Source organism: Mycobacterium sp. E796, from assembly GCF_001672815.1.
In the GTDB taxonomy this organism is placed as follows: domain Bacteria; phylum Actinomycetota; class Actinomycetes; order Mycobacteriales; family Mycobacteriaceae; genus Mycobacterium.
The window spans coordinates 1-12,993 of sequence record NZ_LZKK01000158.1 but is presented as its reverse complement, the minus strand read 5'-3'; the positions used below and the strand labels follow the sequence as shown (position 1 = coordinate 12,993).

Here is a 12,993-nt window from a genome sequence, read left to right as displayed (position 1 = left end):
GGTCGGGCCGCGCGGCGAAGCCGCCGGCTATGTGATCCCGTTGTTCCCGGGCGGGGCCAGCAGCTCCACTGGCGGGGCCGGCGGAGCCGGCGGCAACGGCGGGCTGCTCGCGGGCGACGGCGGCTCCGGCGGGGACGGCGGGGTCAGCATCGGAGGGACCGGCGGAGCCGGTGGGGCCGGCCGTTGCGCCGGTCTGCTGCAAGGCGCCGGCGGCGACGGCGGGGCCGGCGCCTTCGGGATCCTCGCCGGCGGCCATGGCGGGGCCGGCGGCTCCGCGGTACTCCTCGGCAACGGCGGCGGCGCCGGCGGAACCGGCGGATACAGCAACATCACCGGCGGGGCTGGCGGGACCGGCGGCAACGCCGGCCTGCTTTGGGGCGACGCCGGTTCCGGCGGGACCGGCGGAGCGGGCGGCACAACCGGCGGGCCGGGCGGGACCGGCGGCCAGGCGGGCCAGCTCCTCCTGGGCACCGGGGGTGCCGGGGGCGCCGGCGGCGGAGGCGCAGCGACCGGCGGCAACGGTGCCAACGGCGGCAACGCCGTACTGTTCGGCACCGGCGGCAACGGCGGAAACGCGGGGATTGGCACCACAGTTGGCACCAGCGGCACCGGCGGCGCCGGCGGGCTGCTGCTGGGCCCGCCCGGGAACAACGGGATCACATAGCCGGCGGCTTCGCCGCGCGGCCAGACCCGCCGACCTCAGCCGATCCGGATGACGAGCTTGCCGACGTGCTTGCCGTCGCGTAACCGCTCGAACGCCGCTTTCGCCCCATCGAATTCGAAGACCTCGTCGATCACCGGTTCCAGCCCTGAAGCGTCGACGGCTCGCACAAGGTCTTGCAGATCGGCACGGCTTCCGACCGTGATGGACCGTGTCGTCGCGCCGGCGCCCTTGAGCAGGAAATAGTCGATGCCCGGATTGTCCTGGCTGAGAAAGCCGATCAGCGTGACCTCGCCATCTCTGGCGACCGCGCGCAACGACTGCTCGATGGTGGCCGGGCCGCCGACTTCGACGACCCGGTCCGCGCCTCGGCCACCGGTCAGTTCGCGCACCTGCTCACCCCAGTTCGGATTGCGGCGGTAGTCGATGACGTCGTCGGCGCCCAGCGCTTTGAGCGTCTGCGCCTTCTCAGGACTCGACGTCGTCGCGACGACACGCCCACCGACCAGCTTGGCCAGTTGCAGCGCGAACAGCGAAACGCCGCCGGTCCCGAGCGTCAACACGGTTTGGCCCGCCCGAATCGGCACGGGACCACCGAGCGCGTTCCAGGCCGTGACCCCGGCGCACGGCAGCGTCGCGGCCTGATCGTCGGGTATGGAATCGGGAATGCGCACGACGGCCTCCCGGGATACCACCTTGTACTCGGCCAGCCAGCCATCCTGGCCACTGCCGTAGCTGTCGGAATCCGCCGTCGCCGGCATCGGGCCGCCGAACCACCTCGAATGGAATGCGCTCACCACCCGCTCACCGGGACGGAAGTCGTCGACGCCCTCGCCGACCTCGACGACTTCAGCGGCGGCATCGCTGCACGGCACCAAGCCGGGTGTGCTGTCGCGTACGTATCGGCCGAGGGGAATCGCCACGTCCCGATAGTTCAGCGAGACCGCTCGGATGCGGAGCAGCAGTTCCCCTCGCTGGGGCGACGGGACCGGTTCATCGTGCATCCGCAATCCATCCAGCCCGTTGAGCTCGTCGAACCGGTACACGCGCATGAGGAAACTCCTTCCGATGTCAGCCTGTGTCAGCCTGTCGACCTCGCACTCGCGGATGGGTTCCCTTGCTCCGCACCACAAAACGTGTGCCATGTTTCACGACGGTGCAATCGGATACCCGGCATGTCGTGAGCGAGGGCAACGATTTCAACGAGCGCAATATCGCCGAGTTCCGCGCCATTCCGGTGATCGCGCTCACGCCCGTCGGCCGGGCCGAGCCGCGCCAATGAGGGTCCCCGCCAGGAGCCGAGGACTTGACCACATCGCTTGTCCTGCGGCCATTCTGCGTCGCGAACCGCCCTCGGTTGCCGACTTCATCGCGGGGCTCGCGGCGTAAGAGTTGGGATCGGTATCGGCAAGGGCCGGTGTCCACTAGTTGCAGCGGCCCATCCGGGCCTCCAGCAACGAAGGAGCCCGACATGAACCCAACGGGACGTTTCTCCCGTTTTCGCAGGACACCGGCGCCCACCACGCGGAATAATCCCGTGGGTATGAAAGCCACAATCGCGGGACTAGCAACGGCGCTGTTGATGTTCGGCGGTGCGGCGCTGGCCGCGCCCTCCGCCCAGGCCGCCCCGTGCCCGGCCGGGAAGTCCTGCCAGCACTGGTGCCCCGGTGACGTCCTTCCCGCGGGACGGCCCGTCCCGTGGGACGGCAACGTCTGCCACGACTACTACTGGGACTACTACGGCGTGCACGACATCGGCGACGGGGCGAATTACTCCTGGCGCGACATGCCTTGGCACTAGGCCGGAAGTTAAACTGGGCGGCCATGCGCAAGCTCATGGCCGCCGTCGCCGCCCTGCTGGCGGCCGGTGCCATCGCGGGAGCGACGCCTTCCCGGGCTGACAGCACGCAGCCGATCGGCTCGGTGCCGATCCCGGACGGGCCGGCCCAGACCTGGATCGTGGCCGACCTCGACAACGGTCAGGTGCTGGCCGCCCGCGACGCGAACGTCCCCCACCCGCCGGCGAGCACCATCAAGGTGTTGTTGGCACTGGTGGCGCTGGACCAGGTGAGCCTGGACTCCACCGTCGTCGCGGATGTCGCCGACACCGAGGTCGAGTGCAACTGCGTCGGCATCAAGCCGGGCCGCAGCTACACCGCGCGCCAACTGCTGGACGCGTTGTTGCTGGTTTCCGGCAACGACGCGGCCAACACCCTGGCGCACCTGCTGGGCGGCGCGGACGCCACTGTGGCCAAGATGAACGCCAAGGCCGCATCCCTGGGCGCGACAAGCACCTTCGCGGCGACCCCGTCCGGCCTGGACGGCCCCCGCGGCTCCGGGGCGTCGACGGCGCACGACCTGGCCGTCATCTTCCGGGCCGCGATGGCCAACCCGGTGTTCGCGCAGATCACCGCCGAGCCGTCGGCGATGTTCCCCGGCGATCACGGCGACGAACCGATCACCAACCAGGACGAACTGCTACAGCGCTACCCCGGCGCCATCGGCGGCAAGACCGGCTTCACCGACGCCGCGCGCAAGACCTTCGTCGGCGCCGCCGCCCGCGGCGGGCGCCGGCTGGTGATCGCAATGATGTACGGGCTGGTGAAACAGGGCGGACCCACGTACTGGGATCAGGCCGGCAGCCTGTTCGACTGGGGCTTCGCGCTCAACCCGGAGACCGGCGTGGGCTCGCTTTAGGCTCGCTCTGGGCTCGCCGTAACCGCTTCTCACAAGCCAACATTCGGCAGCGCCGCGCGCATCAGCCCCGTCAGCACCGGTATCCGCCGCTGCGCGATCGCCGGCTGCGGCAACACCCCCTCCACCACGGCGGCGCCGTCGAACACATTCGTCATCAGCGCCACGACCACCGGGAACGTCTCCTCGTCGAAGCCCTCGGCGCCGGGCATCGCCCGCGCGGCATCGTAGATTTTCGCCGAGTACTGCCCCAGCTCGTGTTGCAAAGTGTCCCTGAGCTTTTCGTCGGTGCGCGCGGCGACCAGCAGCTCGTAGAGCACGGCGTTGGTCGGGGCGCTGGTGATGTCCCGCAGAATCGCCAGGGCGGCCTCGAAGGCAGGCTGGTCGGCTGGAATTTCCGCAACCCGCTTGGTGAACGACTCCAGCTGACGGCGCAACACCTCGGACGCGGTCGCCGCCATGAAATCGCCCATGGTCTCGAAGTGGCGGAACAGCGCGCCAACGGAAACCCCCGCGCGCTTGGTGATCACCGCGGCCGAGGCCCGCGCGTAGCCGACCTCGATGATGGTGTCGATGCACGCATCCAGGAGCCGCGCGACGGTTTCCTCCCGGCGCTGCTGCTGGGTCCTGGCCATGTCAGGCGCCGACTTTCTCCACGCTGCGGCCCCGGCTGCGCTGGCCCGCCCGCAGGTAACGGCCCGACTTCACGGTCCGGCCGTAGCCCTCCCGGAATTGGCCCGCGCGGAAGACGACCTCGCCACCCACACCGGTCGCGACGACGGCGTCGTCGTTGCGATTGACCATGCGCCGCAGGCCGCCGTAGAACGGCACCGCTTCCTCGTGGTAGCCGTCCACCGATTCGTTGAGGCCGGCCGGGTCGATCACGACGAAGTCCGCGCGGTCGCCCTCGCGCAGCCTGCCGGCGTCGATGCCGAACCAGTCCGCCAGTTCGCCGGTCAGCCGGTGCACCGCGTGTTCGGTGGACATGAACGGCGCACCGGCCCGGTGCGCGTCGCGAATGCGCTTGAGCATCTTGAGCGGGAAGTTGTAGAACGCCATGTTGCGCAGGTGCGCCCCGGCGTCGGAGAAGCCCATGTGGATGCTGGGCTCGGCGGCGAGCTTGTTGAGCTGCCGGGGCCGGTGGTTGGCGACGATGGTCGTCCACCGGACGTTGCGCTCACCGTTTTCGACGAGCACGTCGAGGAACGCGTCCAGCGGGTGCAGCCCGCGCTCGTCGGCGATCGCGCCAAAGCTCCTGCCGACCAACGACTTATCGGGGCACTCGACGATGACCGCGTCGTGGAAGTCGCGGTGCCACAGCGACGGCCCGAGCTTGATCCGGTCGAACTCGCGCCGGAACTTGCGGCGATAGTCCGTGTCGGCCAGGAGCTCGTTGCGCTCCAGCTGATCGCGCAGGTGCAGGGCGGCCGTCCCGGCACCAAACTCCTCGAAGACCGGCAGGTCGATGCCGTCGGAATAGAGTTCGAACGGGACGGGCAGGTGCTGGAAGCGCACCCTGGAGCCCAGGAACTTGTTCAACAGGCGGGTGCCGAGGCCGAAGGTGTGCACGGCCAGCGGCATGGACTTCGCATCGGCGGAGACCAGCAGGCTCATCCGAACTGCCTTGCGCCACCCCAACATCGGGCTGCTGGCCAGGAAGAACAGCAGTGCGGATTTCGAGTTCTCGACGTCGGGGGCGCTCTGCAGGATTCGGCCGCGCTTGCGCAGCACCTTGATCAGCCGGCGCCGTTCCCGCCACGTCGCGAACGTCGACGGCAGCGCGCGCGAGCGGAAGCGGTCGCCGTCGAGTTTGTCGATGGCCGCGTCCATGCCGGACATGCCGAGCATCCCGGCGTCGAGGGCGTCATCCAGCAGCGCCGCCATCTTCTCCAGCTCGGCCTCGGTGGGCTTGACGGTCTCGTCGGTGGCGCGATCCAGCCCCAGCACCGCGGTCCGCAGGTCCGAATGACCAAGCAGCGAGCCGACATTGGGCCCGAGCGGCAGGGCGTCGAGCGCCCGGACGTAGTCCGCCGCCGTCGACCACGTCTTGGTGGAATCCAAAGCGCCGTAGACGTATTCGCGCGGCACCGCCTCGACCCGGCTGAACAGGTCGGCCGCGTCCTCGGAATCGGCGTACACCGTCGACAGCGAGCAGTTGCCCAGCAACACCGTCGTGACGCCGTGGCGCACCGACTCCCCCAGCCCCGGGTCCAACAGCACCTCAGCGTCGTAGTGGGTGTGCACGTCGATGAAGCCCGGCACGATCCACTTGCCGGCCGCGTCGATCACCTCCGGGCAGCCGGTCTCGTCCAGCGGCGTGCGGGACACGGTGGCCACCACGCCGTCGCGGATCCCGAGCGTGCGCGTCTGCGGCGCACGGCCAGTGCCGTCGAACCACAGTCCGTCGCGGATGATCACGTCGTAGGTCACCGTTGCCTCCAAGCTGGTCGGGTTGCCACGAACCGTAACATAGATAGCAAGTGCTCGCAATCTTTTCTTGGGGCGTGTCTGGTCGCAAGAAATCACCAGGTCAAGTCAGCGAGGAGGGTCGGGCACCGTAACACCGGGCGGCACGTCGCCGGTGCGGGTGGCCTGCGCGGGAGCCCTGAGCACGGCGCCCTGCTGGTCGCATTCGTTGCTTCGCACGGTGACGGTCATTTCCCCGGCGAGCCCGCCTTGCGGGCGCGGCCGCAGCGACAGCACCTGCGTCGTGGCCTGCGTCCGCTCGGCGCCGTCCGGCGCGATGCAGGGGAACGTTCCGTCTTCCGGCCGCGACAGCCAACGACCATCGCGGAATTGCAGCACGACCGGCTGCGAGACCGTCGACTTCGCCTGCATGTGGTCGTTGTCGTCCAGCGGCGCACCGACGGCCGTGCAGGGACCGGACGCGCACGACGAGCGAAAGGCCCACCAGGTGGTCACGTCGGGCGGCTGGGGCTCGGGCGTCATGTTGAACGTCTGCCGGCTGCGCTGCACTTCGAGACGGTAGGTGCCGTCGAGCGGAATCGGGGCGGCCGGCGCGCTCACAGTCGGGTGGGCGGCCGGGGCGGCCGTCGCATCGGTCTTGCGCTCGCCGACCAAGCCGGCGACGAGCAGCCCCGCGACGACCACCAGCGCCGCGGCGCCCAGCGCGATCCTGCGGCGGCGGCGCATCCTCGGTGGGGGCGCCGGAGTCTTGGCCGCATTCGCTGCGGGCGCCCCGGAACGATCCGCGACGAAGTCGTCGGGACGGTCGGCCAACGGGGCCGCGACGGGCGGGACAGGGCAGGAGTAGGCCGGGTAATCGGCCACGAGGACGGCCTCGGGGCTGCGGTCGCGGCTGCGGGCGCCCGCCTGGTCGTTCAACGCCTCGGCGAATTCGGCGCAGGTCTCGAACCGGTCGCCGGCGCTGGTCGCGAGCGCGCGAGTGAACACGCCGTCCAGGCGCGCTAATTCCGGGCGCAGGTCGCTGAGCGCGGTGCCTGGTGGCGGCGGCGCGCCGGCCAACAGGTGGAACGCGGTGGCGGCCAGCGCGTACTGGTCGGCGCGCCCGTCTGCGCCGTCGCCCGCCAGTTCGGGCGCGGCGTAGCCGGTCGTGCCGAGCCGGCCGCCTATGCCGAAGTCGGTCAACAGGGTCAGTTGCTCACCCTCCCCGCGGCCCGTCAGCACGACGTTGGCGGGCTTGACGTCGCGGTGCAGCAGTCCGCGTTTGTGCGCGTAGTCGAGCGCGTCGGCGACTTCGGTCACGATGGACAGCACCTCGCCCACGGGCGAGACGGCCGGGAATCGATCGGAGATCAGCCGCGCGGCGTTGATGCCCTCGACGTACTCCATCGCGACGTACAGCTCGTCGTCGAACTCGCCGCGGTCGCGGACCTCGACGATGTTCGGGTGATAGAGGTTCGTCGCGATCGGGTTCTCCGCCCAAAACCTCCGGCGGAACTCGTCGTCCGCCGACAGCGCCGGCGCCAGGACCTTCAACGCCTGCCAGCGCGACGAACGGGGGTTCTGGACAAGATAGACCGCACCAGTCGCTCCAGAACCCAGCCTCCGCGCGACCAGGTAACCGGCGAAGGTCGCGCCGCTGGCCAACGCCATCACGTGATCCTAACCACGATCGCGGCGCCGCGCGCGCCTAGCCATGTGGCCGAAAGACCTTGCCGCGCAATATCACCAAGTCCGGCCGGTTCAGCACGCCGGGGCCTCGTCTGGGGTCCTCGGAGTAACACAGCAGGTCGGCGGACGCCCCGTGGTCCAGGCCCGGTCGGCCCAGCCAGCGACGGGCGTCCCAGCACGCCGCGCCCAGCGCCTCGGTGGGGCTCATCCCGATGCCTTTGAGGGCCTCGACCTCGTCGGCGATCCGCCCGTGCGCGATCATGCTGCCGGCGTCACTGCCGGCGTAGATCGGCACGCCGGCCTCGCGCGCCGCCGCCGTGCGCGCCGGGCACCGCGCGAGCAGGTCGCGCATGTGCGCGGCGTAGGCCGGGTAGCGCGCCGCGGAGTCCGCGATGCCTTGGAAGTTCTCCAGGGTGTTGATCAGCGTGGGCACCAGCGCGGTGCCGTGCTCGAGCATCAGGGCGATGGTGTCGTCGGTGAGCCCGGTGCCGTGTTCGATGCAGTCGATGCCGGCGTTGATCAGGCCGGGCAGCGCGTCCTCGCTGAAGACGTGCGCGGTGACGCGCGCGCCGTGCGAGTGCGCGGCGTCGATCGCAGCCTTGAGCACGTCGTCGGACCACAGCGGGGCGAGGTCGCCGACGCCGCGGTCGATCCAGTCGCCGACGAGCTTGACCCAGCCGTCGCCGCGCCTGGCCTCCCGGGCCACCGCGTCCGGCAGCTGGGATTCGTCCTCGAGTTCGTCGGCGAAGCCGCGCGAGTACCGCTTGGGACGGGCCAGGTGCTTGCCGGCCCGGATGATGCGGGGCAGATCGTCGCGGTCGTCGAGGCTGCGGGTGTCGGTCGGTGAGCCGGCGTCCCGCAACAGCAGCGCGCCGGCGTCGCGTTCGACCTCGGCTTGGCCGATGGCCTCCTCGAGCGGGATCTCGCCGTCGTCGCCGAGACCGACGTGACAGTGCGCGTCCACCAGTCCGGGGACGATCCAGCCGCCGTCGAACACGGTGTCGGCGCCCGCGACCGGCTCGGCGCTGATGCGGCCGTCGACGACCCACAGCTCGATCTCGGTCTCGCCGGGCAGCTCCAGGCCCCGCAGGCGCATCCGCACGGCGCGGCTAGTTCTTGCCGGGGTTGCCGGGGAACTTGAGCTTGGACAGGTCGAAGTCGGCCAGGCCCGGTGGCAGCTCGTCGAGGCCCTTGGGCATCTGCGACAGGTCGGGGAAGCCGGCGGGCATGCCCTGCATGAGCGGGTTCCTGGCCTTGGGCGGCGTCGGGCCCCGTCCCCCCTTCTTGCCCTTCTTTCCCTTCGCGCCCTTGGCCTTTCGGGTCGCGGACTTGCGACCCAGACCGGGGATGCCCATGCCGCCGAGCATGGACGACATCATCTTGCGGGCCTCGAAGAAGCGGTCGACCAGCTGATTGACCTCCGACACCGTCACCCCGGAGCCGTTGGCGATGCGAAGCCGCCGCGATGCGTTGATGATCTTCGGGTCGGCGCGCTCCTGGGGCGTCATCCCGCGGATGATGGCCTGCAGCCGGTCGAGTTGCTTGTCGTCGACCTCGGCCAGCGCGTCCTTCATCTGGCCGGCGCCGGGCAGCATGCCCAACAGGTTGCCGATCGGACCCATCTTGCGGATGGCCAGCATCTGTTCGAGGAAATCCTCCAGCGTCAGCTCGCCGGTGCCGATCTTGGCGGCGGCCTCCTCGGCGCGTTGCGCGTCGAAGACCTGCTCGGCCTGCTCGATCAGCGTCAGCACGTCGCCCATGCCCAGGATGCGGCTGGCCATCCGGTCCGGGTGGAAGATGTCGAAGTCCTCGAGCTTCTCGCCGCTGGACGCGAAAAGGATTGGGACGCCGGTGACCTCGCGGACCGACAGCGCGGCGCCGCCGCGGGCGTCACCGTCGAGCTTGGTCAGCACCACGCCGGTGAAGCCGACACCCGCGCCGAACGCCTCGGCGGTGGCGACGGCGTCCTGGCCGACCATCGCGTCCAGGACGAACAGCACCTCGTCGGGGTTGACGGCGTCCCGGATGGCCGCGGCCTGCGCCATCAGCTCGTCGTCGATGCCGAGGCGCCCCGCGGTGTCGACGATGACGACGTCGAAGTGCTTGGCGCGGGCCTCGGCGAGCCCCGCCGCGGCCACGGCGACGGGGTCTCCGGGTCCGGATTCGGGGGACGCGCCGGGATGCGGTGCGAACACCGGGACCCCGGCCCGCTCGCCGACGACCTGCAGCTGGTTGACCGCGGCCGGCCGCTGCAGGTCGCAGGCCACCAGCAGCGGCGTGTGCCCCTGGCCGCGCAGCCAGGCGGCCAGCTTGCCGGCCAGCGTGGTCTTACCGGAGCCCTGCAACCCGGCGAGCATGATCACGGTCGGCGGGGTCTTGGCGAACGCCAGCTGGCGGGTCTCCCCGCCCAGGATGCCGATCAGTTCCTCGTTGACGATCTTGACGACCTGCTGCGCCGGGTTCAGTGCGCCGGAGACCTCCGCGCCCTTGGCGCGCTCCTTGATCCGGCCCACGAACGCCCGCACCACGGGCAGCGACACATCCGCTTCCAGCAGTGCCAGCCGGATCTCGCGGGTGGTGGCCTCGATATCGGCGTCGGTCAGACGACCCTTGCCCCGCAGCCCCTGTAGGGCACCGGTCAATCGGTCGGACAGCGATTCAAACACCCCGCCAGCCTAGTGGTTGCGGAGTGAATGCCGAGCCTGCGGGAGCGGAGGGGCTTGACGTCGCGACACGAGCGAAGAAAAGTCGGCTCATGCTCGAGGTGATCGACAAGGGTTCGTGCACCGATGCCCACCCGGTGCCGCTGCTCTTCGTGCACGGCGGCTGGCACGGCGCGTGGTGCTGGGATGACGGTTTCCTGGACTTCTTCGCCGACGCGGGCTATCGCGCGGTCGCGATGAGCCTGCGCGGGCACGGCAGCAGCCCCACCGACAAGCCGTTGCCGAAGGTGTGCATCGAGGACTACATCGAGGACGTCCGTTCGGTGGCCGACGACCTGGGCGGCGCGCCGGTGCTGATCGGGCATTCCCTGGGCGGTTACACGATCCAGCGCTACCTGGAAGACCGAGCGGCGCCGGCCGCGGTGCTGGTGGGCTCGCTGCCACCGTCGGGCGTGCTCGGGGCGGCGCTGCGCGTCTGGCGCCGGCGGCCCTGGATGACCGTGCACTCGTTCAACGACCCCACGTTGGTCAAGTTCCTCCGCACGTCGGGCCTCGCCCGCGCCTACCTGTTCTGCAAGGACACGCCCGAGGACGTCGTCCTTTCGTGCTGGCACCGCGCCGGGCCCGAGAGCATCCGCGCGGCGATGACCGACCCGATGTTCCGCCGGGTCAAAACCGACCGCATCGCCACCCCGATGCTGGTGCTCGGCGCCGTGCACGACGGCTTCGTCAGCGTCGGCGCGGTGCGCGCCACGGCGCGCGCCTACCGGACCGAGGCGGAGTTCTTCGCGATGGGTCACAACATGATGCTCGAACCGGGATGGACCGACGTCGCCCAGCGAATCCACACCTGGCTCGAGGCCCGCGACCTGGCGCGGCGCGCCGTGTAGCTCGCGTCGCTGCTGCGCCGAAAAGCGTTGGCATGCTACATTTCACACCCGCCATGGGCCGCGTCGACGCTGTCGGGACACGACCGGGACACGACCGGGACACGACCGGGACACGACAAGGCCATGCGCGCGAAACACGTCTGAGGGGAGCTGTGTCGATGCTGTTGGGCAGCGACACGGGCTCGCCGTTGCGCGGCTGGCAGCGCAGGGCGCTGGTCAAATACCTTGCCGCCCAGCCCCGCGATTTCCTGGCCGTCGCCACCCCCGGCTCCGGCAAAACGACCTTCGCGCTCCGGGTGGCGGCCGAGCTGCTCGGTCAGCGCGCCGTCGACCAGATCACCGTCGTGGTCCCCACCGAGCACCTCAAGGTCCAGTGGGCGCTGGCCGCGCAGCGCCACGGCCTCGCGCTGGACCCGAGGTTCTCCAACACCAGCCCGCAGACCTCGCCGGAGTATCACGGCGTGATGGTCACCTACGCGCAGGTGGCCGCGCACCCGACGCTGCACCGCGTCCGCACCGAGCAGCGCAAGACCCTGGTCATCTTCGACGAGATACATCACGGCGGTGACGCCAAGACCTGGGGCGAGGCCATCCGCGAGGCCTTCAGCGACGCCACCCGCCGGCTCGCCTTGACGGGCACACCTTTTCGCAGCGACGACAGCCCCATCCCGTTCGTCACATACACCTCCGGCGCCGACGGGGTGCTGCGGTCGCAGGCCGACCACACCTACGGCTACACCGAGGCCCTCGCCGACGGCGTGGTCCGGCCGGTCGTGTTCCTCGCCTATTCCGGGCAGGCCCGCTGGCGGGACAGCGCCGGTGAGGAGCACGCCGCGCGACTGGGCGAGCCGCTGTCCGCCGAGCAGACCGCGCGCGCCTGGCGCACGGCGCTCGACCCCGCCGGCGAGTGGATGCCCGCGGTGATCGCGGCCGCCGATCAGCGGCTGCGCCAAAAGCGGGCCCACGTGCCCGACGCCGGCGGCATGATCATCGCCTCCGATCGCACCGCGGCCCGCGCGTACGCCGCCCTGCTGACCAAGCTGACGTCGGAGCCACCGACCGTGGTGCTGTCCGACGATCCCGGCTCGTCGGCGCGGATCACCGAATTCGCCGAGAGCACCAGCCGCTGGCTGGTCGCGGTGCGCATGGTCTCCGAGGGCGTCGACGTCCCCCGGCTTTCGGTCGGGATCTACGCCACCAGCGCCTCGACGCCGCTGTTCTTCGCCCAGGCCATCGGCCGGTTCGTGCGGTCGCGCCGGGCCGGCGAGACCGCGAGCATCTTCGTGCCGTCGGTGCCCAACCTGCTGCAGCTGGCCAGCGAGCTGGAGGCACAACGCAATCACGTGCTCGGCCAACCGCACCGCGAGGACGCCGATCCCCTCGACGGTGACCCGGCCGTACGGACGCAAACCGAAAAGATCGAAACGGAAAAGGGTTTCACCTCGCTGGGCGCCGACGCCGAGCTGGACCAGGTCATTTTCGACGGGTCCTCCTTCGGCACCGCCGCCCCGGCCGGCAGCGAGGAGGAGGCCGACTACCTCGGCATCCCCGGGTTGCTCGACGCCGAACAGATGCGTGCCCTGCTGCACCGGCGCCAGGACGAGCAGCTGGCCAAGCGTGCGGCCGCGGGTGCACCGCCTCCCATGCCGTCGATGCACGGACAGCTGCGCGACCTGCGCCGCGAACTCAACACGCTCGTCTCGGCGACGCACCACCGCACCGGCAAACCGCACGGCTGGATCCACAACGAATTGCGCCGTCGCTGCGGTGGCCCGCCGATCGCCGCGGCCACGCGCGAGCAGATCCAGGCCCGCATCCAAGCCCTGAGGCAGCTGAACTCCGAGCACTCGTGAGCCCTGGTGAGCGTGACTTGTCCACAGTCTCGGTTTTATCCACAGATTGGTGTTCGGGCCGCCTGATTCGCACACTTGTTCGATAGATTCGAGGTGTGGGATTCATCAGCGCCGAGGCGGCACAAGAGCGGATCAGT

Annotated in this window: 11 protein-coding genes; 5 read left to right on the top strand and 6 right to left on the bottom strand. The window is 70.3% G+C overall.

The window, feature by feature from the left end:
• On the top strand, positions 1 to 664 hold a 664-nt coding region (locus A5706_RS33575), incomplete at its 5' end, for a PE-PGRS family protein (protein WP_197517810.1).
• Positions 665 to 699: 35 nt separating this feature from the next.
• Here A5706_RS33575 and A5706_RS11505 read toward each other — a convergent pair.
• Positions 700 to 1,713, bottom strand: a complete 1,014-nt coding sequence (locus tag A5706_RS11505) for an NAD(P)-dependent alcohol dehydrogenase (protein WP_068130399.1) — start codon at positions 1,711 to 1,713, stop codon at positions 700 to 702.
• 491 nt (positions 1,714 to 2,204) lie between these two features.
• Here A5706_RS11505 and A5706_RS11500 point away from each other — a divergent pair, with 491 nt between their 5' ends.
• Entirely contained in the window at positions 2,205 to 2,462 is a 258-nt protein-coding gene (locus A5706_RS11500; protein WP_156767071.1) for a hypothetical protein, read from the top strand.
• 23 nt (positions 2,463 to 2,485) lie between these two features.
• Positions 2,486 to 3,358 carry a D-alanyl-D-alanine carboxypeptidase family protein gene (locus tag A5706_RS11495; RefSeq protein WP_068130393.1) on the top strand — a complete coding sequence of 291 codons (873 nt, stop codon included), beginning with the start codon at positions 2,486 to 2,488 and terminating at the stop codon, positions 3,356 to 3,358.
• Between the two features lie 29 nt (positions 3,359 to 3,387).
• Here A5706_RS11495 and A5706_RS11490 read toward each other — a convergent pair whose 3' ends face one another.
• From A5706_RS11490 to ffh, 5 genes are all read right to left on the bottom strand, one after another.
• A complete protein-coding gene (locus tag A5706_RS11490; RefSeq protein WP_068130390.1) occupies positions 3,388 to 3,990 on the bottom strand; it encodes a TetR/AcrR family transcriptional regulator in 603 nt (200 codons plus the stop codon).
• Between the two features lies 1 nt (position 3,991).
• Positions 3,992 to 5,797, bottom strand: coding sequence for an amidohydrolase family protein (locus A5706_RS11485; protein ID WP_068130387.1), 1,806 nt, complete (start codon positions 5,795 to 5,797; stop codon positions 3,992 to 3,994).
• Between the two features lie 93 nt (positions 5,798 to 5,890).
• A complete protein-coding gene (locus tag A5706_RS11480) occupies positions 5,891 to 7,432 on the bottom strand; it encodes a serine/threonine-protein kinase (protein ID WP_068130384.1) in 1,542 nt (513 codons plus the stop codon).
• Positions 7,433 to 7,469: 37 nt separating this feature from the next.
• Positions 7,470 to 8,546, bottom strand: coding sequence for an amidohydrolase family protein (locus tag A5706_RS11475; RefSeq protein WP_156767072.1), 1,077 nt, complete (start codon positions 8,544 to 8,546; stop codon positions 7,470 to 7,472).
• Between the two features lie 13 nt (positions 8,547 to 8,559).
• The gene (gene ffh, locus A5706_RS11470) at positions 8,560 to 10,116 is read right to left on the bottom strand and encodes a signal recognition particle protein (RefSeq protein WP_068130379.1); all 1,557 of its coding nucleotides are present in this window, start codon (positions 10,114 to 10,116) and stop codon (positions 8,560 to 8,562) included.
• Positions 10,117 to 10,205: 89 nt separating this feature from the next.
• Here ffh and A5706_RS11465 point away from each other — a divergent pair, with 89 nt between their 5' ends.
• Together A5706_RS11465 and A5706_RS11460 are read left to right on the top strand one after the other, a co-directional pair.
• Positions 10,206 to 11,003 carry an alpha/beta hydrolase gene (locus tag A5706_RS11465; protein ID WP_068130376.1) on the top strand — a complete coding sequence of 266 codons (798 nt, stop codon included), beginning with the start codon at positions 10,206 to 10,208 and terminating at the stop codon, positions 11,001 to 11,003.
• Positions 11,004 to 11,161: 158 nt separating this feature from the next.
• The gene (locus A5706_RS11460; protein WP_068130374.1) at positions 11,162 to 12,856 is read left to right on the top strand and encodes a DEAD/DEAH box helicase; all 1,695 of its coding nucleotides are present in this window, start codon (positions 11,162 to 11,164) and stop codon (positions 12,854 to 12,856) included.
• Positions 12,857 to 12,993 lie beyond the last annotated feature (137 nt).